This window comes from Candidatus Omnitrophota bacterium (assembly GCA_040755155.1).
Taxonomy (GTDB): Bacteria; Hinthialibacterota; Hinthialibacteria; order Hinthialibacterales; family Hinthialibacteraceae; genus JBFMBP01.
This window is the reverse complement of record JBFMBP010000065.1, coordinates 1-21,363: the sequence shown is the minus strand read 5'-3', so window position 1 is coordinate 21,363 and position 21,363 is coordinate 1. Positions and strand designations below refer to the sequence as shown.

Sequence of the window (21,363 nt, the reverse complement as noted above, 5' to 3'; positions counted from 1 at the left end):
CTCATCTGCCGTGGGTCTCCCTGTTCCTTCAATACGCTTTCCAATGCGTTTTTCAAATCGTTTTTGATTTTTTCATATTCGTTATTCGCCGCTAAATTGACAAGACAACCGGGATCTTTGCGGATATCGAACAGTTCCTCGGATGGTCTTATGCCGAAAGCGAGTTCGAACAACTTTTTTTGATTTTCTTGCGATCGGTTTTTCAACATGAATTGTTTGGATGGACCGTCGTCGACATCGTAAAATTCCTCTGGATCGCCGACCGGCCAGCGTTCCGGCTTGAAATTGCGGATGTAAAGATAATCGGGAGTGCGCAGGCATCGCGAGGGGTAGCCCATATTGTCATAACGGGCGTGCGAATGCCGTTCTCTGCCCGCAAACACTTGATTTCGTCCGGGATCGACTAGACCGGATCCGTTCGACGCGAGCAAGGGGAGGAAACTGCGGCCGGACATGGCTTGGGGTACATGCAAGCCCGCCGCTTCCAAAAAGGTTGGAGCGAAGCTGGTGAAACCGACGATATCGTCAATAACGCGTCCGCCTTTTATCTGTTTTGGCCAACGTATAGCAAGAGGCATATGCAAGCCATATTCGCGCAAGTTGGCTTTGGCGCCGGGGAAGGGCATTCCATTGTCGCTGGTAACGACGAAGAGCGTATTCTCTATTTCCCCCGTTTCTTCCAATGCTTGCACTATCAGCCCTAATTGCCGATCGAACCATTCCACTTCCAAGAAATAATCGAGGATGTCGCTGCGAATTTCCGGATCGTCCGGCAGAAAGGGCGGAACGGTAATCCGATCGATGGGGAGTCCCGCTTTCAAACCGGAACCTTTTTCGTATTTTCGATGCGGCTCGTTTCCGCCATACCAAAAACAGAAGGGTTTGTCCTTAGGCTTCGTTGCCAGAAAATCCTTGAAATTGCCCGCGTAATCTCGATTGCTAATGCCGTTGGCGGGAAGGGAATCCAACTTGCGCCGGTTGAATTCGGGACCGGCGGGATTACGCGTTCTCCCGGCGTCTTTCCAGTTACCCGGTCCCCATCCTTTGCCGGTGAAGCCTACGCTATAACCTGCTTCTTCGAGGATGTCGGGATAAACGGTTAATTGTTGGGGAAAATAGCTGCTATGCGTTCCCGCTTCCTCGTTCTGCCAGATGCTTCGTCCCGTCAGAATCGAAGCCCGATTAGGAGAGCATTGCGGCGCGGCTGCGAAGGCTTGGGTGAAGAGGACGCCCTCGCGCGCTACGCGGTCGAAGGTGGGCGTAGGAACGGCTTTATCGCCATAAGCGCCCGCATAAGGCCAGGACCAATCGTCGGCGATTGCAAAAAGGATATTTGGCCGAGAAGACGGCGCCTTTTCAATAGCGCTGGACGAGAAATACGGAGCGCAGCAGAGCCAACCCGCCATGCCCGCCGAGGTTTGTTTTAGAAAATGACGGCGATGAGTTTTCATAACCGGCTCCTATTCTTGCGAACGAGGCCTCTTATCGAGAACATTGAGTCGTATGATTACGGCTTCCAGGTTAAACAGTTCCATATAATTTGAAAATAATTGGGATTTTCGATGTCTTTAACGGAATGGCCGGGCTTGAAATAAAACACCCACCCTTTCTCTACCGGCTTATACCAGCCGCCGCGATCCTGCATGGTCTTTATTCCGTTTTTATCTTCGTAGAGAAAACCGAATAACACGGTTTTCTCGCGTCCGTCAATGAACTGATGGTTGAAATAAACTTCCGAATCGGGAATTTCGAGCGCGGGAGCATCTATGGATTGACTGGGGAAATCCGAAGATTGGTAAGAAACGGTTTTATCGTATTTCACATTATGAGAAGAGATGTAATGATGCGGCTGAAGATTCACGAGCAAATAATCTACATCCTCCGTCCAGCTGTAGGGCGCCGCTTTGTCATCATTCGGCGCGAGGTATATCCCTAAAAAAGGGAGCCATCCCGGCGTGTTTCTTTTTTTGGAAGAGATGCCGTGATGCAGGACGATCAACCTGCCGCCGTTGCGGGCGAATTTCATCAATGCATCGGCGGCTTTCGCGCTCATGTTTCCGTGAATAAAAGAGAAGGCGGCGTAATAGCCGGAAAGATCGGCGGGGCATTTTTCCTGTACGAATTTATCGATTTCATACCCCGCCTGGCCGAGCAGTTTTTCCGCCAGAAGATCCATCTGCGGCCATTCGTCGGCGATAATAGCGATCTTTTCGGCCCCGATAGCATTCGCATGGAAAAATCCAAATAACGTAAGAATGATTAGCGTCCATCGTTTCATGGTTATCCCCTTATCCGTTGATTCAATTCATGACGCGAATAAAAAGAAATCTGCGTTTTTTCATAGATTTAACCATATCAAAAATTTCATAAAAATGGAAAGGAATCTTTTCGATAATTCGCGTTTGCGATTCATAGAAAAAGGCGGCATGAGGCCGCCTTTTCCCGGGAAAAAATAACGAGGCGAATTTTATCCGGCTATTTGCAGAATCGATTGCTTGACCAAGGCTTTAAGCAAGGAAACTTTATATTGGTTTTCTTCTAGCGGTTCTGCGTCCGCTACCGCAGCGGCGCCCGCTTTTTCCGCCAGTTCTTCCGAGATGGTTTGCCCCGCCAGCAGCGCTTCCGCTTTCTTAGCCCGCCAGGGAATAGGAGCGGCGGCGCCGAGGATGATGTTGGCTTTCACGCAGCGCCGTCCGCCCTCCAATTCCAAGGCGGCGGCCACCGTGGCGACGGCCCAGTCGAAACTGTCTTTCTCTTTGAATTTCAGAAAAACGCTTTTCATTTTGTGCGCGGGGATAACCGCTTCCGTTATAATTTCTTGCGGATGGAGGACATTTTCCCTCGTTACTTCCACTTCCGGCAATGTAAAAAATTCTTCCAGCGGCAGCTCTCTGGGACCGTCGGGACCTAATAAGCGAATGGAAGCGCCCAAGGCGATTAACGCCGTGGCGCAATCGGAGGGATGAACAATAAAGCAAGGCGAGCCGCCCAGTATAGCGTGATAACGGTTTCTGCCCGCGACGGAAAAACAAATCTCGCCGCTCTTCTTCAGGCAAGGATAGGTTTCATCGCGGTAATACCAGCAGCGGGGGCGTTGGCACAAGTTGCCGCCCAGCGTGCCGATGTGGCGGATTTGCGGCGATCCCACCATACTCGCCGCTTGCGCCAAGGCGGCGTGATGGGAGCGAATTGGTTCGCTTTGAGCGATTTGCATTAAGGTTGTCAATGCGCCGATTTTTAATCCGCCGTTTTCCGGTTCGATATAATTCAATTCCTTAATATCGGAAATATTGACGACGGTTTCCGGTTCGATAATGTATTGTTTCAACTCGCCTACCAGGTCTAAACCTCCCGCCAGGATTTTGGTTTTCCCGAAATCCTTATCCAATAGAGAAACGGCTTCTTTGGCGGAAGCGGCGGATGCGTATTGGAATCGGTTCATGATCTCAACCCTCCTTTCCTTGCAAAGCGGCAAGAACTTTATCGGGAGTAATCGGCAGCGACCGGATAGGAATCCCGATGGCGTTGGCGACGGCGCAGCCGATCGCGGCGGCGGTGGGGATGTGCGGCGGTTCGCCCAATCCCTTGGCGCTGGCGTTGTTCACGGGATCGAAAACATCGACGATGACGGTTTCGATCTCCGGAACTTCCAAGGGGCCGAGTATTTTATAATTTTCCATATTCGCGTTGACTTGGCGTCCGGCCATATTGTCCATGATGCGATTTTCCAGCAGCGCGAAACTGACGCCCTGGATGACGCCGCCGCAGATTTGGCTTATGGCTTGGGCTTTGGCGATCATTTTCCCCGCATCGTGAACGGCGAGGACTTTCAGGCAATGGACTTTGCCCGTAACGGCGTCGACTTCCACTTCAGCGAATTGAGCGCCGCGCACCGGCGTTCCGATATTCATTCCTTCAATGCGGGGGCGCTCGACGTGATCGCCCAAGGCGGCGATAGAGCCGCCGCCGATCATGGCCGCCAGTTCCTTCCACGCTATCTTCGTCGCGGGAGCGCTTTTGCGGAAAACGATGGAATCTTTGCAGTCGATATCGTCAACGTTGGTTTCCCATTTCCGGGCTGCTCTTTCGAACAATAGGCGCTGAGCCTTATAAGCGGCGGAACGGACGGCGGGAGCGGTGGTGGGCGTCGTAACGCTGCCGCCGCTGGTGGGGCCGATGAGTCCGATCTGCGTATCGCCGATGGTTACGCGAATCGATTCTACGCCGATTCCCAGCGTCTCCGCTGCGGTTACGGCGATCATAGTGCGGCAGCCCGTGCCGATGTCTTGAACGCTATTGGCCATTTCCACGCCGCCGTCGGGAAAGATGGTGCAGCGAACAATGGCGCCGCCGGGGCTGCCGTAGTAAGGCCAATAGGTGACGGCGCAGCCGACGCCGCGCCGCGTCCGGCCCGTCGCGGAGCCGTGTTTTTTGAATTTGTCCTTCCAACCAAACTTTTCGGCGCCTAGTTTCAGTTCATGAACGCGAGCGTCCAACTCGCTGGCCGAGACGTTTTTCAATCGCATTTCTAGGGGATCTACGCCCAGTTTCATAGCTAATTCTTCCAGAGCCATCTCCATGCCGAAGGAACCTTGAGGATGGCCGGGAGCGCGGAAGGGACGCGAGGCGCCTGCATTAATCAAGACGTTGGATTCGTCAATATGGACATTGGGACAATCGTAAAAATCCAGAAAGGGAGGAGCGACGCCGCCGCCGCCGGAATGGCCGACAATGTTGTAAGATTTCAGGGAAACGGCCGTCAAGGTTCCATCTCGTTTGGCGCCGATTTTCACGCTCATCTTGGCGGCGGGCTTATTGCCGCAGCCCGTCGTATCGGCATAGCGGTCAGCCATCAACTTGACGGGGCGCTTCGCCTCCTTCGCCAGTTTGGCGCAAAGAACGGCGAAGGATTCCAGCCCCAACTTGCTGCCGAAGCCGCCGCCCATGAATTGCGTGATGATGCGGACTTTGTTGATGGGGATTCCCAAAGCCTGGGCCAACGAGCGTTGATTGCTCCACATGGCTTGCGTGCTGTCCCAAACGGTTAGTTCGTCTCCCATCCATTCCGCCACGCAGCCGTGGGTTTCGAGGGTGTTATGGGGCGTTGTGGGCGTCTCGTAATCCGCTTCATGGATCGCTTCCGCTTCTTGTAATCCTTTTTGAATATCGCCGCGATCTTGCTGGCGGCCTTTTCTCACATTGCCTTCGGCATGGATTTTGGGTGAATTCTCTTTCACCGCTTCGCCGCCGTCGACGACGAAAGGCAGTTCTTCGTACTCCACTTTCACGTTGCGCGCCGCATCGCGGGCTTGTTGGATCGTATCCGCCGCCACGGCGGCGAGCACCCAACCGGCGAAGCGGGCTTCTTTATCGCCAGTAACGACGATCGCTTTGACGCCGGGCATTTTGGCGGCTTTGGAAATATCGACGTTTTTGATTTTGGCGTAAGCGAAGGGACTGATGGTCAGAGCGGCGTAGAGCATTCCAGGGCGGTTGACGTCATGGGCGTATTTCGCTTTGCCCGTCGCTTTTTGAAAGGCGTCGAGTCGGCGGATGCTTTTTTTGCCCGCGATGGCGAATTCGCAATCTGCTCCCCAAAAATCAGGCTCGTCTTCCGGGACTTCATAGTCAACCCTTTTGGTTATGCCTTCATGTCCAATGAGGGAGGATAGTTTCTTGGCCATTTTATTTCCCTCCTAACCTGCTTTTAGCGAGTTCGGCGGCTTTGAAGATTTGAGAGTAGGTTCCACAGCGGCAGATATGTCCGGCGATTCCCTCTTTCACTTCCTCCAGCGAAGCGGATGGATTCTCTCGGTAGATGGCCGCCATCGACATGACGAAGCCGGGCGTGCAAAAGCCGCACTGCATCGCGTCGGCTTCGATGAAGGCTTCTTGTACGGGATGGAGCTCATCGCCATTGGTAAGCCCTTCGATCGTAACGATCTCTTTCCCTTGCGCTTGAACGGCGAGCATCATACAGGCATAGGCGGTCTTACCGTCGATGTAAACCGTACAGCCGCCGCACGATCCCCGGTCGCAGATCATTTTAGCGCCGGTAATGTCAAGCCGGTTGCGCAATACGTCCAATAAAGTTTCTCTCGGTTCGGCTAAGGTTTTTCGGATTTCGCCGTTAATAGCCAGCTGAATTGGTATTAGGCCGGGGCCGAGAATCTTCGTCTCCTCCGCCTGAGCCTCCTTGAGGGCTTCGGCGCCCGCCAGCACGGGGGCCGCGACGGCGCTGGACCCTACGCCTTTTAAAAACAAGCGCCGGGTCAGCTCTTTTCGCGGTCCGGATTTTCCTTCCATCGCATCGGACATGGTTCTCTCCTTTCCGTAGACGGTAAAAGGTTTAAATGAAGAGCGTAACTAGAAAAATAGGAAATATACAATACGCGCAAAGAAATAGCGAGACATCCCTGCGCCGATGTTTTATCGCAGCAGCGCTATCTCGGACAAAAACAAGATCGTCATCCCATCCCTCAAATCGGAATAGCATTGCGCTTTCTTGGAAGGAGCGCTTTTTAACACTACCGGAAAATAAGGAACTTGTCCAGAGAATTTTTTGGGGTAATTTTTCGGATAAAGAGAAGGGAAGAAACGGTCCTACGGGGATTCGAACCCCGGTTTTCAAGATGAGAGCCTGACGTCCTAACCCCTAGACGATAGGACCATTTTCAAGAAAAGAATATTATCGTCCGGCGTTTTGTCTGTCAACCGCGCGATAAAATGGTGTTACGTCACAGTGAAAATGTCAGGGTCTAACGCCACAGTGAAAATGTCATCCTCGTAAAGAAAATTGCCGATGGTAGGAGATCGAGAAAGGAGGTCTCCTGCTTTGGCGAACGAGGTGACATTGACCATGAACGAAGCCCAAAAACTCGGCGTGATCCAAGAAACCCTGGCTGGCCGCATGACCGTAAAAACCGCCGCTGGAATTCTCCAACGGAGCGAACGTCAAATCTATCGGCTGCGCCTGAGGATTCGGAAGGACGGCCCACTAGCCATCAAGGACGGCAACCGCAGCCAACCGCCCGCTCACGCCCGTCCAGTGGTGAAAACCAGTTCGCGAGGCTTCCGCAATTCGAAATTTTTCATCACGATGATTAACCTGATTGGAGCCAAACTGAAATTCCAACTCTTGGAGATTCTACCCCCTGTTCATACAACTGCATACTACATAGTGAAGAGGCAAAAATTCGTATTCAAAGAGATTAAATCCAAATCAACCAAAAAATTTCTGTTATTCATCTTGACATGCAACCAAATGGTTGCATAATAATATTAGGACATGGCAAACGGGACGACGAAACAATTAGATTCTATATTCCACGCTTTGTCGGATTCGACGCGGCGAACGATTCTTGACGAACTGGCGATACGCGATGAGCAATCGTTGTTTGAGATTGTTGTCCGGTTAATTGAGAAACATGGTATTACCTTAACACGTCAAGCAGTATCGAAACACCTGGCCGTTTTAGAAGATGCTGACTTGGTGAGGACTAGTTGGAAAGGACGCACTAAATTGCATACGAACAATTTGCCAGAGGCTACTCGGCTAATTAGTTGCTGGTTGCAAAAATACAAAAAGAAAGGAAATAATTCGAAATGAAGATTGTTGTAACAAGCGTATTTGTTGATGACCAAGAAAAGGCGTTACAATTCTACACAAAAATGCTCGGTTTTGTTAAAAAGACCGATTTGCCGCTAGGCGAGCATCGATGGTTAACAGTCACATCGCCAGACCAACCCAATGGTGTGGAATTGTTGCTTGAGCCAAGCATTCATCCAGCCGTTCCACCATTCAAGGAAGCCTTGGTTCTGGATGGCATTCCCTATACTTCGTTCGGTGTGGATGACGTTAAGGCTGAACATGCTCGTTTGGAAAAACTTGGCGTCGAGTTTACGCAGCCGCCTACAACGCACGGGGAAGTGACAACCGCAGTTTTTAACGATACTTGCGGAAACTTGATTCAAATAGCCCAGAAATAGCGGAACGATAGGCGGTTGGTTTCTGTGATACCGCAACGTAAACCTCACATCGTCTTTCCCAACCTTTAAAAACTCTGATGAAGATGGACAAAAGCCAATTTGATGCGGATGGTAAACTGAAGAATGGAATAATCAGCGGCTACTAAAAGGGTAGTGAGGCGTGTTCGGTCAGTAAGTATCTTGATGGGAAGAAAACCGGCCAATGGAAATTCTATTCTGTCAATGGGAATCTCCAGTCAGGTATTACGCGATAAAATGGCGTTTTTGAGCAGCATTTTTTATAGAAAAAAAAACCAGGCCGCCCGTCTTCCGGCGAACGGCCTGGTTCGATTTCCGCTATATTCCACTTAGTTATCCAAAGTGATAGTTGGCGCAATAAAGCGAGGGAAGCCGCGTCCGCCCGCCCGGTTGACGCGCAGCATCACGACGCGGCTGTCGTCTTTTTCTTCGGTCATCTTCTCTTTGATTTTTTCCAAGATGCCTTTGAATTCTAGGGCGTTTTCCACCGACTTTTCGTTGATGTATTCGATCACGTCATCCGGTTGGATTCCGACATTGAACGCTGCGCCGCCGGGAATCGATTTCGTAACGAGGACGCCTTTCTGCTTTTCGTCATAACCTTTCTCTTTCGCTTTTTCGGGCGTTAGCGTTTCGACGGCCATGTCCAGCAGTTCCTCGCTGAGAGATTGGGCTTGGCCGGGACTTGAACTTTCTTCCACCTTCGCCAGTTCATCTACGGAAGGCCGTTCCGTCAAGACCATTTCTTTAGTGATTTTTTTGCCTTGGCGTAAAATCGTCAGCGTTACCGTCGATCCCACCGGAGTTTTCGTAACCATATTGACCAGGGCGCCGTCGTCTTTCACTTTTTCGCCGTTATATTCGATAATCAAGTCGCCTGCTTCCAAGCCCGCTTTCGCTCCGGGAGTGTCCGGCATCACTTCGGCAATCAAGGCTCCGTGGTTGATTCCATATTCCTGCTTGTAATATTTCGCCACGTCGGAAACGTCGAGATTGCTCAGCTTGACGCCAATATATCCCCGCTTCACCCGTCCGAATTCCCGGAGATTGTCGATGACGAATTTCGCCAGGTTGGAGGGGATCGCAAAGCCGATGCCGATGTTGGCGGGAATGCCGCCCGCTGTCTGGATGGCGTTGTTGATGCCGACGATCTCGCCGTCGATGTTAATCAAGGGGCCGCCGCTGTTGCCGGGATTGATGGCCGCCGTGGTTTGGATGTAATCCTTGATCGTAAAGGAGCCGCCGCCGATGGGAACGTCGGAACTCGTGCGCCCTTTGGCGCTGACGATGCCCTGGCTTACCGATTGGCTGAGTCCGAAGGGATTGCCGATGGCCAGCACCCAGTCGCCCACCATGAGTTGATCCGAGTCTCCGATCTTGGCGTAGGAGTATTCGCCGTCCTGCTTAAGTTTAATCAAGGCGACGTCGGTCTCCTTGTCTACGGCGACGACTTCGGCTTCGATCTCGTCGCCGTTATCGAGCGTAACCGTCAGTTTTTCCGCGCTATCCACGACATGGACATTGGTCATAATTTCGCCCTTGGGAGAGATGAGTACGCCGGAACCCTGCCAGGCGCTTTTTCGTTCTTGGGGAATGCGGAACATGTCGTCTGGGAAGAAATATTTGAAAATATCCGGCAAATTGGGCATATCCGGATTATCCTTTTGTCCGCCGGGAATTTCCGGCATTTTCTTGATCTTCACGTTTTTCTCCGCACTAATGCTGACGACGGCGGGGATCACTTTCTCCACCGCTTGGCGAAAAGCATGAGCTAGGGCTTTAGCGGGATTTTCGGTTTGAGCGTATAGGGGAGCGTTCCCAACGAAGAGCAGGGAGAAAAAGAAAAGCCATGCGATCGACTGCTTTTGGAACTTAAAAATCATTTGCGTCATTGTACAACCTCCTGAAACGGATTTTTTTTAATGGAGTATTCATGACGAAGAATTTACGGTCTTGTCATTAAAAAGTAACGAAAAAAACGTCCCAACGGTTTTACTTCCAAGACGGTTTTTTTCGTTTCGTTTTCCCTGCGTTTCTTCGATTTTTCGAATTAACCAGACAGATATCCAGCACCTGATCGATAGCGTCCACGAAAGTGAAATGAATGTCTTTGAGGATTTTCGCATCCACTTCATCCAAATCCTTTTCGTTGCGGGTGGGAATAATTAAGTGATAGATGCCTGCGCGATGGGCGGCCAGAACTTTTTCCTTCAAACCCCCGATGGGCAGAACCAGGCCGGACAACGTAATTTCTCCCGTCATGGCCAGGTCGTTGGGGATGGGGATTTTCATAGCGGCGGAAGCGATGGCGGCAGCCATGGTGATTCCGGCGGAAGGTCCATCCTTGGGTACGGCTCCGGCGGGAACGTGAAGGTGAATTTCGTGATGAGGAAAGTATTCCTCGTCGATGCCCAGTTTTTTGCAGCGTGATCGGATGAGAGAAAGAGCGGCTCGCGCCGACTCCTTCATCACATCGCCCAGTTTTCCCGTCAGCAAAATGCCCTTGCTCCCGTGAATAGGCAGCGCCTCCACGAAGAGGATTTCCCCGCCTACGGGAGTCCACGCCAGTCCGGCGGCGACGCCGGGCCGCGAGGTGCGGCGCTTCATTTCGTCTAAATACCGTTCGACGCCGAGCAACTCCTGGATAAAGGCGGGAGTGATTTTGCGCTTTTTCCACCGCCCTTTAGATTTCCTGACGGCGATCTTGCGGCAAATGGAATTGATCTCTCGTTCCAGATTGCGGACGCCCGCCTCGCGCGTATAGCCTCGGATGAGAAAATTCAACCCGTACTGGCCGAACGCTACATCGGAATTCGCCAGCCCATTGTTAGCTATAGCGCGGGGGATCAGATATTTGACGGCGATTTGTTCTTTTTCGTTCGTCGTATATCCCGCTAGGCGGAGTTCCTCCATGCGATCGCGAAGGGGGGGTTGAATACGGTCGGGACTGTTGGCGGTGGCGATGAAGAGCACCTTGGACAAGTCGATGTCCTGTTCCATGTAATGATCGCGGAAAGCGTGGTTCTGTTCCGGATCCAGCACTTCCAACAGGGCGGAAGAGGGATCGCCGCGAAACGTATTCCCAACCTTGTCGATTTCGTCGAGCATGAAAACGGGATTGATGCTGCCCGCTCTTCGTATCTGTTGGACGATGGCGCCGGGAAGGGCGCCGATATACGTCCGCCGATGTCCGCGGATTTCCGCTTCGTCGTGCATTCCGCCAAGCGACAGGCGGACGAATTTCCGTCCCAGCGCTTTAGCGATGGATTGGCCGAGAGAGGTTTTTCCCACGCCCGGAGGTCCGGCGAAGCAGAGAATGGGGCCTTTGATGTGGGGATTCATTTTCCGGACCGCGAGAAATTCGAGTATGCGCTCTTTGATCTTTTTCAAATCGAAATGGTCTTGGTTGAGTATTTTTTCCGCCTGGTTGATATTCAACTTGTCGGTCGTTTCTTCCATCCAGGGAAATTCCATGAGCCACTCGATGTAATTGCGGGTCATAGGATATTCCGGCGAGGATACGGACATGCGGTCGAGACGTTTAATCTCGGATTGGGTTTTTTCCCGGACGGCGGCGGGAAGAGTTTTCTTTTGGAGTTTGTCCCACAGTTCCTCGATTTCGACTTTTTCGTCCTCCGCCTCGCCCAGTTCCTTGCGGATGGCTTGCAATTGTTCGCGCAGATAAAACTCCCTTTCAGAATTTCCAATCTTGTTTTGAATTTCCTCTTGAATTTTTCCGCCCAGGTTGATGATTTCCAATTCGCTTGTGATTTCCTTCAGCGTCAGACGCAGTTTTTCTTCCAGCGTCTCCGCTTCGTAGATCGCTTGCAGCCGGGGCACTTTCGCTCGCGTCAGACTCAGAACCATGTAGGCTAGGCGGTGGGGATTTTGCATAGAGGAGGGGAGTCCTTGCAATTCGTCCGGGATCAGGGGCGCCCGTTGGATCAGCATTTCCGCCATTTGCGCCACCTGGCGGGTCAGAGCGTCGATCTTCTTGGAGGATTGCTTGTCTTCCTCTATGGTTTTGACTTTGGCCCAGGGAACGCCGTCGCGGTTTTGGATGCTAAGGATGCGGATTTTCTGCAAGCCTCGGGCGACAAGTTGGGTAACGTCCTGGGCGCCGCGCATCATCCGCAGGATAAGTCCCACGGAACCGACCTTATATAAATGGTTATAGGAACGCGTGTTTTTTTTGGGCTCCTCTCGAATCGCGACGGCGGCGAAGAGGCGGTTGCTTTTGGCGGCGATTTCGATGGCGCGGGTTGCCTCGTCGCTGCTGACAGCGATGGGAGCCGCCGCTCCGGGGAAAAGGAGGGCGTTATTCAACATCACCAACGGCAGCCAGTCGGGGATTTTTGCTTCCTCGATCTTTTCTTGAACGATTTCGGTCATTCTTCGCAATTCCCTTCGAGATAACGCTTGGACACGCTGATCGTAAGCATTCCGTTGCGATATTTGGCTCTGACTTTCTCTACGTCGATTATGCCCGGAATAATGATGGTTTTTTGGAAGGGCATAAACTGGATTTCCAATTGATGATAACGGATGATGGAGGCTTCCATTTCCAAACGGCGCTCGCCCGTCAGCACCAGGCGGTTATCCATAGCGTGCAAGCGTACCGAATCTTCGTCCAGTCCGGCCGCTTCGATCATGATGACGACGTCCTCTTCCGTCTCGAAAATATCCATATTGGGATTCCAGGTATTGGGCGCGTCCGGAGCGTCGAAATATTGAAACTCGATAACGTTTTTCGTTTGTCCCAGGTTGTCCTCGGTGACGTAAATCTTCGATTTGGGTTTACGGATCATGCGAACCATAGAATAATTCCCCTTTTTGCAACGGGTTTAACCATGAAGCTAGCGAATCCGGCCTTGAATCTCAATAGCCGCAGCCGAACGAGATGACGTCCGGCGGCGGCGGCGATATAATGAAACAGCTTTCATTCCCATAAAGGAGCATTGTCATGACGCGCTGCGACCGAAATTCAATCCTATGTTTATGTATTCTATCCGGCATTGCCGTTTCTTTGAATGCGGGAGAGTTGACGCCGTTTTTGCTGCCTTGGGATGACGCCGGCGACGGTGTAACCAATGTCAGCGCTTTGCTGGACAAACCCGCCGGCAAAAGCGGCTTCATTCATATCGAAAACGGCCATTTCATCGATGGCGCAGGACGGCGCTTTCGCATCCTTGGCGTCAACATGGCTTTCAGCGGCAATTTCCCCACTCATGAACAATCGGAAAAAGTCGCTGCGCGCATGGCCAAATACGGCATTAATGGAATACGTCATCATCATATGGACACCCTGCGCGCTCCTAACGGCGTCTGGAAAGAGGGAACGCCGGAGAAACAAGCGCTGGACGCGGAAAATCTCGACCGCTTCGATTATTTCATTTATCAACTGAAACGCCATGGAATTTATTCCAATATCAATTTGAAAGTGGGCCGGAAGACGGTCGCCGCCGACGGTTTGCCGCAAGCGGACAAACTTCCAGGCTACGACAAGGGCGTCGATCACTACTTTCCCCGTCTGATCGAATTGCAGAAAAACTACGCCCGCGATCTGTTGACTCATCGCAATCCCTACACGGGAACGCGATATATCGAGGAACCGTGCATCGCTATGATCGAAATCAATAACGAAAGCGGCTTGGCGAGCAAGTGGAGCGGCGGCGATTTGGACGATCTTCCCGCGGAATACGTCGTACCCTTGCAACTGGATTGGAATCGTTTTCTGCAAAAGAAATACGCCAATACCGGCGCTGTGCAAACCGCCTGGCGCGCCGCTGCTTCCGGTTCCGGTCAGGAACAATTGAAAGAGGGAGCGAATCATTGGGTATTCCAACAAATCGAGGAAGGGAAGGGAACCAGGCAAATCGTTCCCGAAGGGCCGGACGGCGCCGAGGCGCTGAAATTGACCACGACCGCTGTTGGCAAAGAATCGTGGCATGTCCAAACTTTTTATCCCGGCCTTAGTTTAAAAGGCGGCGGATTCTATTCATTCTCAGCCTGGATGAAATCCGATCGATCTCGCGATGTCAGCGTTGGCGTCAAAATGAATCATAGTCCTTGGGAAGGATTGGACGAAGCGAAAAATATCCAAGTTGGTTCCGAATGGAAGAAAGTGGAATTGTCCTTCTCCCCCAATCGGGACGAACCGGACGCTCGCTTGGATATCGGCGATTTGGGCGATGAATTGGGCATATTATGGGTGGCGCAGTTTTCATTGATCGATGGGACTCCAATTGGGCTTCCAGCGGGCGAGAGTCTGGAAAACGCATCGATCAACGTACTTCCGCGCAGCCGTTTCGGCGAGAGATCGGCGGCGGCGAAGCGGGATTGGATCGAATTTTTGGTACAACGCGAGACGCAGTATTATCAGGATATGAACCAATATTTACGCGGCGAGTTGGGAGTGAAATCGATAATCGCCGGGACGCAGTTGGGATTCGGCGCCGTTGCGTCGCAATTGGCCAACGATTTCATCGATCATCACGCTTATTGGCGGCATCCCGTTTTTCCCAACAAGCCTTGGGACGCCGTTGATTGGTATGTCCGCAACGACTCCATCCTTAACGAAATGAGCAATCCGCTGGAACAGTTGATGCAGGCGCGGGTGGAAGGGCGCGCCTATACCGTTTCGGAATATAACCACCCTGCGCCCAATACTTACGCCTCCGAGTGCATTCCTCTGACGATGGCCTACGCCGCGTTTCAGGATTGGGACGGCGTCTTTTTCTTCGCCTATAGCCATAACAACAATTTCAGCAAAAAATCCATGAATAGTTTTTTCGATATCGCCGGAAATACGCCGAAAATGCTGGCCATGCCGGCGGCGGCCAATATGTTTTTGCGAGGAGATATATCTCCAGCCAAGCAACGCGCCGTGGGCGCGATGAGCTATCGGGAATATCTCGGCAACTTGACGGAACATAACGGCAGTACCTGGTATCGCCCCTTCAGCGATGCGGGGATAAAAAGTACCGCCCCTTATTGGATGCGGACGGAAATGCGATTCGAAGAGAATCCTCAGCCTGTAGAAAATCCCAAGGTTCCGCCGACAACGCGCATCATGACTTCCGATACGGACGAATTGACCTGGGACAATTCCATGAAAGGCAAATCGTTCGCGGCGATCCGGGCGGAAAAAACCAAGGGATTCGTCGGTTTCGTTTCCGGGCGCCATTTCGATCTGGGTCATGGCGTAAAATTGGAGATCGGCGAGACGATTCAAGATTGGGCCAACATTCTTCTCACCTATATGGGCGAGAAAAACAAGGAACGCTCCTGGCTGTTGACGGCGACGGGTTATGCGGAGAATCAAGGCATGAAATGGAAGGACGGCGGCAAGGAATCCGTGGGCAATCAATGGGGCGAAGGTCCGCCGATGGTGGAAGCGATTCCGTTGCAACTGACGTTCAGCCGAACGGATCCGCCTTTGAAAGAAGCGCCTCTAGTCAGCGCGAAACTGTTCTCTCTCGACGAACGCGGCGTCCGCAAAGAAGTTATTCCTCAGGCGATCCAATTTTCGGATGAGGCGGTTGTCGTCGATCTTATGCGCAATCAGCCGTCTTTGTGGTACGAATTGGTTTTTCCGTCGGCGAGTGTTGGAGATGGCGGCCAATATTGACAAAAAGGGGGTTGCAATCGATCGAATCCGACAATTGGGGAAAAAAAGGCGAAGGCCAGTCCCTTTGTGCTTTTCGCCGCTGATCCTATAATCTAATGATAATATAATCTTCCTAATGGATTATCGATAATGGGATTTCCCGTTTTCTCAGGCATCATTCTCGCGAGCGAATCTCCCCGGCGCCGGAAATTGTTGGAGAAGATGGATATCGTATTCCAAACGATTCCCAGCGATTTGGTTGAAATGCCGCCTTTGGGAGAACGGCCCAATGTTTACGCTTCGCGCATGGCGTTGGAAAAAGCGGTTAAAGTGGGACAAGCCTACGCCGATTACTTGATCGTAGGGGCGGATACGGTCGTCGCCGTCGATGCGGTTATCATGGGAAAACCGAAATCTCCGGAAGAAGCGCTCCTGATGCTGAGCCGCCTCTCCAATCGCTGGCACGAAGTATGGACGGGAATTTGCGTATACAATCAAAAACAAAATATCCAGATCGTCCAGGCCGTCTGTTCGTCCGTTCGTTTTCGGAATTTGTCGCTGCAGGATATTGAAGAATACGTGAAGAGCGGCGAACCGATGGACAAAGCGGGCGCCTACGCTATTCAAGGACGGGGAAAAGTCCTGGTGAAGGAAATTAAAGGCTCTTTTCATAATATCATTGGATTGCCGACGCTGGAGCTTGGCAAAATATTTCAACAGTTGGGAATTTCCACCAATACCGGATCCGTCGAAACGGCGTATTAGCGAACCGGAACGGGGAAAAACAGGGGTTGTTATTTATGATCGAAATGGAATTTTACGAACTGCGCCTTGATGAAACGGGAGCGGACCAGCTCATTATTTTAAAGGAAAAGTATGGGAACCGGCTGATGCCGATCCTGATTGGCTATTATGAAGCGCAATCGATTCATTTGGCGCTCAACGACATCCGCATCCAACGCCCTTTGACCCATGATTTAGCCGTCAATATCGTAAATAGTCTCGGCGCTCAGATGAAAGAGGTCATTATCAACGATTTGCGCGATTCCACTTTTTACGCCCGCATTTATTTTTCTACTTCCAACGGTCCCGCCGATGTCGATTCGCGTCCAAGCGACGCTATCGCTCTTGCCGTCCGCACCAATACTCCAATTTTCGTAGAGCCGGAAGTGCTGGAACAAGTTGCCAAAGAAAAAGAATCGTAACCTGCTTTTTTCTCCCTTATTTGCTTTATTCCATTACGGTAGTTTCTTCCCAAATATCGATATGTATCCATAAATCCGTGTGTTAAGCATACAGTGTAACGTTTTGGCGCTCTCCGCGATTATTGTAATAAATGGCAATAACAAGATTGCAATAATCATTTATTTCGTTTTTTTTGGATGATTTCAAATTTATAGTGTATAATCTATATACGGCGGATTCTTTAAGAATTCCCTTTTTTTTATTTTATTTGCCCCTTTTTCGGGGGGAGGTATGGAGAGTTACGAATTTTTATGATTTGTATTGACTATTTACAATAAAGTAATTATCATTAAAGAATACATTCAAATTAGGGGCTAAAATAAGATTTGACTTCATTGGCGTATTAATAAATCCTTGTTGATGCGATGGAGGCGCACATGAGACCGGCAGCTATGAAAATGGGCGATAACGATTACTTTACAACGGTTCGATTGCTCCAAAATTCTTCAAATTCAATCAAAGCAGAGTATATAAATCCCTTTATTGAAAGCGTTAAGAACCTTTTCGAAACCATGTTGAATTGCCAAGTGGTACGTGAAGATATCGCATTGACCACTAGGATTCCACCCACACTCGATATTGTCGCGTTGATCGGCTTAAGCGGCTGCATACGCGGAAACGTAGCCATGGCCTTTCCTGTAAAAACGGCTTTGGCTATGGTTAGCCGCGCCTATCGGTCCCAAATCGTTGTAGTGGATTCTATGGTGATTGACGCCGTCGCCGAATTCGTCAATATTGTGGCGGGAGGCGCTCAAGCGTCTTTAAACCAGGATGTGAAAGTCCCCGTCGACTTGACGATTCCCACCGTAATAAGAGGCAACCGCTTTCAAATGGAGTATCCATCGATGGCGGCTTGGATCGAAGTTCCCTTCAGCAGCGAGTTGGGGCCGTTTACGATAAGAATATCGATTCATAAAAAAGACAATAATTAAGGGAGGAGAAAAGTCATGCGAGCTTTAATCGTCGACGATTCCAGATTAGCTCGAAACGTTCTCATCTCTGTTGTATTTAAAGCGGGCATTACTCAGGCCGATCAAGCCACGGATGGAATTGAAGCCGTGGAAATGGCGTCCCGCAACAATTACGACATTATCTTTATGGATTGGAATATGCCGAACATGAAAGGAATCGACGCCGTAAAAGCCATTCGGGAATTGGACAAAAAGACTCCCATCATGATGGTAACGGCGTTAGCCGATCCAGCCCAAATCAATGAAGCGCTCAAGGCGGGAGTCAACAATTACTTGTTGAAGCCTTTTAAGCCGGAAAAAGCCGCCGCCAAGATCGAAGAGACGCTCGCGCTCTTCAGCCAAACGAAAAAGGCGGAGATCGCCTAAAAGAGCCGATTTTATAAACATTTCGGAAAAGCACTCAAATAGCTGGCGAAAAGGGGAAAAGAACGCATCCTTTCCCTTTTCGCCTTTTTCTATTCCAGATTATCCCGTGAAGGGATGTTTCCAAGGGGCTCGATATTCGCGTTTTAACAACGCGTCCGCTTTTTCGTTTCCTTCGATCTGTTCCGTTTTTTCGTTCCAAACCACGGACGATTGCGTTTCGAAAGCGATCATGGCGAGTTGGACGGAGGCTGTCGAATGGAATGCGTCTGAAATCAGGCAGCTGGGCTGCTTTCGATTGCGGACGGCATGGAGAAAATCCATCATGTGGTTGAGACCGGCGTCGGTTTGGATTTTTTCTTCCCGCCGTTCTTTATTTTTGCCTTTGGGAATAACGATCCATTTGTCGTCCGAAACGAATACCGTCGCCAAATCTCCATAAAAGAAGATTCCATTGCTGACGTTCGGATCGTATTCCTCGGCCCCCCAGATGCGATGACGCCAGACGAGAGGGCAGCGTTCGAACTCGAAACAGACTGTTAGCGTATCCGGCGTGGTTATTTTGTCTTTGTAATAATACAAACCGCCGGAAGCTGTGATGCGCTTGGGCGCCGTTTCCTCCAAAATCAGGCGCGCGGCGTCGATGAGATGAATCCCCCAATCCACGAGATGGCCATGTCCCGTCGTTTTTTCCAAACGCCATTTAAAATGACCGATTTGAGGCCGATAGGGCAATTTGGGCGCGGGACCGCTCCACAAATCCCAATCGAGAGACGCGGGGGGGTCTTGTACTATCAAGTCTTCATCCTTGACGCCAGCGTTATAATGAATCTGCGCTTCCGCTTGATTAATTTTCCCCGCTCCGCCGGATTGAATGAATTTCTTGGCTGCGTCGATCGCTCCGCTTTGGCGGCGTTGAAAACCGATCTGGATGACGCGGCCGCATTTTTGCGCTGCAACGGCCATGGCCCGGCCTTCGCGCAAATCGTAAGCCAATGGCTTCTCGCAGTAGATATCCAAGCCTCGTTCGCATGCGGCTATAAACGGTAGGGCGTGCCAATGGGGCGGCGGGGCGAGAATCAACGCATCCAATTCTTTTAGAGCCAGAAGGTCTTGGTAATTTTTAAAAGCAGTAGGGCGCTTGCCTTGTAACTTTTCTATTTCATCGGCGCTGTTTTTAAGATGCTCGGAATCGACGTCGCATAGGGCGGCGATTTCGACGTCTCCCGCTTTCATCATATCGCGCGCTTTCACCGCCGCCCGCGCGTCGACCATGCCGTACCAGCCGCATCCAATGACGCCCATATTTATTTTTCGCTCGGCGGCGTATCCATAAGGAATCGTTGTCATAGCCCAGGTTCCTGCAGCCGCCGTCTTTAAGAAAATACGTCGATTGCTTTTCATTAGGATGGTTCCTTTTCAGTTATCTTTGGAAAAAAGTTAAGAAAACGGCGAGCTGCGCTTTGCTATGAGCCCGCCCTACGAAACTCATGCTTCGTTGATCAATTCGATTTTCTTGAAGCGGCAGAAGCGTTTGAGATCGGTCGTTATATCGCCGTAGCAGGTTACGCGGTGCAGGCCATGCTGCCACTCGCGCCAAAGTTTGTCGGCGTCGCCATCGACGCGCACAGTAATCTTCGTGCGGCAGCCTCTGTCGATATCCGGCGCGTCGATGACTTCACCCGTGAAATAGCGGATAAGATTGTCGCCTATTAAAATCGCCTGAGTAACTTTTTGGCCGACGCGCATTCTGACTTGAGGCACGGCGCCTTCCTGGCGTTCCATGATGGTTCGCAATTTATAGGGGGCGCGTTCGCCTTCCGGGCCGTCCATTTTCGTCGAGCCGAGGCAGTGAGCGAGGATGATGCTTTGGTTGGACATATCCATCGTGGGATCGCTGATGAATCCCGGCTTTCCCGCCAACCCTTGGAACAGAATATGGGTCATAGCGCTGGAAAGGTCCGACTCGCAGATGCCGCCCAATCCCATGTCGTTCAAGCGGGTGTTGCCGATGCAGGGAAAGGCGGGCAGTTGATGATACATCGTGCCGTAGCAATCCGTCGTCGCTACCGTCGCCTCCTCTTCGTTCAACAACTTCTCGAACGCCAGCGCCAGTTTGCAGGAACGGAAGATTTCGTCATCGTCCGGTTCTACGACCTTTTCCGCTTCGGATATCCAGCGTTTCGCTTCCGCTTTGGCGTCAGCGTCGGGAATGGAATCGTAGACGGCCATGATGCGGTCACGATCGATTCGTTTAATCTCCGTTCCGAATTTATCTTTGATGGATTGCAGATATTTTTCGTTAAGTTCGTTCGAAGTGATATTGAGAATCTTCGCTTCCCTCAGATGGTGAATCGCGCGGATCGGTCGAATGGCCGTCGCCAATTGGCTGCAATCGCTTGTCAATAGGCAATCGAACAATTCTCCCTCTTTCTGTTTTTGCAGGGCGCCGTATTGCACCCACTCATGGCCCGAATAGGGCGCGGCGAAAAGGACCGTAGGCTTCCCCATTGCGAGAATGGCTTGTAATTCGTCCATCGTACGCATCGAGAGTTGAACGGCGAGAACGCCGTCGGCGTCCGCCATAGCGTCCGTCAGGTTTTTCACTTCGTCCGGCGTCGAAGCCAGAGCATTCGTAACGAACTCCACATCCGACATCTCTTGGCTTAATTTCGCGAATTCCTTTTCGTATCTCTCTACTTCCGCTTTCAAATCCAATTCGGCTTTGGGCCACATCGGCTTGGCGTCGCCCATGTAAATCTTTGCGACTTTCACTTTCGATTTGCGGCAGCCGGGACTGACAATCATGCCGTTGGCGGCGCAGGATCGCTTGACCGGAAGCGCCGAGGCGCCCAACAATAGCGCGCTTCCCGCCGCTGACGCTTGAATGAATTCTCTTCGCTTGATCTCGGACGACATGGAAATTCCCTCCTCTTGAATTGACGATCGGCTGATCCAACATCGTCTACTCTACTCCGCGCGGTTTTGCGGTGTCAACGGAGAATAGGTTTCCCGTCCATCCATCCTTTACATTTTTTAGGCCGAAGTTCCTAAAGAAATAATCGGAATACTAGGCGTAACCATTGGATATTTTTGAGGTTGCGCTTTTTTGTGCGGCAAGGATTGTAGCCATGTAAATATGCAAATATTTTCATAATTTATTCTATT

The 21,363-nt window shown here is 51.1% G+C and carries 18 protein-coding genes and 1 tRNA gene; 8 read left to right on the top strand and 11 right to left on the bottom strand.

The features are described 5' to 3' along the window. From AB1656_08400 to AB1656_08375, 6 genes are all read right to left on the bottom strand, one after another. On the bottom strand, positions 1-1,451 hold a 1,451-nt coding region (locus AB1656_08400), incomplete at its 3' end, for a sulfatase (GenBank protein ID MEW6235390.1). Between the two features lie 56 nt (positions 1,452-1,507). Continuing rightward, complete coding sequence (locus AB1656_08395; protein MEW6235389.1) at positions 1,508-2,278, bottom strand: ThuA domain-containing protein; 771 nt, start codon at positions 2,276-2,278, stop codon at positions 1,508-1,510. 189 nt (positions 2,279-2,467) lie between these two features. Beyond that, positions 2,468-3,442: an FAD binding domain-containing protein gene (locus tag AB1656_08390; GenBank protein ID MEW6235388.1), complete on the bottom strand. Its 975-nt coding sequence runs from the start codon at positions 3,440-3,442 to the stop codon at positions 2,468-2,470. A 4-nt stretch (positions 3,443-3,446) separates the two neighbouring features. After that, on the bottom strand, positions 3,447-5,684 hold the full coding sequence (locus tag AB1656_08385; protein ID MEW6235387.1) for a xanthine dehydrogenase family protein molybdopterin-binding subunit: 2,238 nt from the start codon (positions 5,682-5,684) through the stop codon (positions 3,447-3,449). Position 5,685: 1 nt separating this feature from the next. Beyond that, positions 5,686-6,318, bottom strand: coding sequence for a (2Fe-2S)-binding protein (locus AB1656_08380; GenBank protein MEW6235386.1), 633 nt, complete (start codon positions 6,316-6,318; stop codon positions 5,686-5,688). A gap of 280 nt (positions 6,319-6,598) precedes the next feature. Then, positions 6,599-6,670 (bottom strand) — tRNA-Glu (locus AB1656_08375). 165 nt (positions 6,671-6,835) lie between these two features. On the opposite strand from AB1656_08375, the gene AB1656_08370 reads away from it, so the two are divergent. Genes AB1656_08370 through AB1656_08360 form a run of 3 tightly spaced genes read left to right on the top strand, consistent with a single transcriptional unit; the run spans position 6,836 to position 7,989 of the window. Next, positions 6,836-7,276: a helix-turn-helix domain-containing protein gene (locus tag AB1656_08370; protein ID MEW6235385.1), complete on the top strand. Its 441-nt coding sequence runs from the start codon at positions 6,836-6,838 to the stop codon at positions 7,274-7,276. Positions 7,277-7,288: 12 nt separating this feature from the next. Then, a complete protein-coding gene (locus tag AB1656_08365) occupies positions 7,289-7,609 on the top strand; it encodes a helix-turn-helix domain-containing protein (GenBank protein MEW6235384.1) in 321 nt (106 codons plus the stop codon). Further along, entirely contained in the window at positions 7,606-7,989 is a 384-nt protein-coding gene (locus tag AB1656_08360; protein ID MEW6235383.1) for a VOC family protein, read from the top strand. The genes AB1656_08365 and AB1656_08360 overlap by 4 nt, the downstream gene beginning before the upstream one ends. Positions 7,990-8,336: 347 nt before the next feature. On the opposite strand, the gene AB1656_08355 is transcribed toward AB1656_08360, so the two are convergent. From AB1656_08355 to AB1656_08345, 3 genes are all read right to left on the bottom strand, one after another. Further along, complete coding sequence (locus tag AB1656_08355) at positions 8,337-9,899, bottom strand: Do family serine endopeptidase (GenBank protein MEW6235382.1); 1,563 nt, start codon at positions 9,897-9,899, stop codon at positions 8,337-8,339. 100 nt (positions 9,900-9,999) lie between these two features. Then, entirely contained in the window at positions 10,000-12,399 is a 2,400-nt protein-coding gene (gene lon / locus AB1656_08350) for an endopeptidase La (protein ID MEW6235381.1), read from the bottom strand. After that, positions 12,396-12,824 (bottom strand): Hsp20/alpha crystallin family protein, encoded by a 429-nt coding sequence (locus tag AB1656_08345; protein MEW6235380.1) that lies wholly within the window; start codon positions 12,822-12,824, stop codon positions 12,396-12,398. The genes lon and AB1656_08345 overlap by 4 nt, the downstream gene beginning before the upstream one ends. 146 nt (positions 12,825-12,970) lie before the next feature. Here AB1656_08345 and AB1656_08340 point away from each other — a divergent pair, with 146 nt between their 5' ends. The 5 genes from AB1656_08340 (at position 12,971) to AB1656_08320 (ending at position 18,198) form a co-directional block, all read left to right on the top strand. Continuing rightward, a complete protein-coding gene (locus AB1656_08340; protein ID MEW6235379.1) occupies positions 12,971-15,637 on the top strand; it encodes a carbohydrate binding domain-containing protein in 2,667 nt (888 codons plus the stop codon). Positions 15,638-15,766: 129 nt separating this feature from the next. Beyond that, positions 15,767-16,381 carry a Maf family protein gene (locus AB1656_08335; protein ID MEW6235378.1) on the top strand — a complete coding sequence of 205 codons (615 nt, stop codon included), beginning with the start codon at positions 15,767-15,769 and terminating at the stop codon, positions 16,379-16,381. A gap of 35 nt (positions 16,382-16,416) precedes the next feature. After that, a complete protein-coding gene (locus AB1656_08330) occupies positions 16,417-16,821 on the top strand; it encodes a bifunctional nuclease family protein (protein ID MEW6235377.1) in 405 nt (134 codons plus the stop codon). 417 nt (positions 16,822-17,238) lie between these two features. Beyond that, complete coding sequence (locus AB1656_08325; GenBank protein ID MEW6235376.1) at positions 17,239-17,793, top strand: chemotaxis protein CheX; 555 nt, start codon at positions 17,239-17,241, stop codon at positions 17,791-17,793. Positions 17,794-17,808: 15 nt separating this feature from the next. Beyond that, positions 17,809-18,198, top strand: a complete 390-nt coding sequence (locus tag AB1656_08320; protein MEW6235375.1) for a response regulator — start codon at positions 17,809-17,811, stop codon at positions 18,196-18,198. Between the two features lie 99 nt (positions 18,199-18,297). On the opposite strand, the gene AB1656_08315 is transcribed toward AB1656_08320, so the two are convergent. Both AB1656_08315 and AB1656_08310 read right to left on the bottom strand, forming a co-directional pair. Continuing rightward, positions 18,298-19,599: a Gfo/Idh/MocA family oxidoreductase gene (locus AB1656_08315; protein MEW6235374.1), complete on the bottom strand. Its 1,302-nt coding sequence runs from the start codon at positions 19,597-19,599 to the stop codon at positions 18,298-18,300. Positions 19,600-19,683: 84 nt separating this feature from the next. Beyond that, entirely contained in the window at positions 19,684-21,114 is a 1,431-nt protein-coding gene (locus AB1656_08310; GenBank protein ID MEW6235373.1) for a hypothetical protein, read from the bottom strand. Positions 21,115-21,363: the final 249 nt, after the last annotated feature.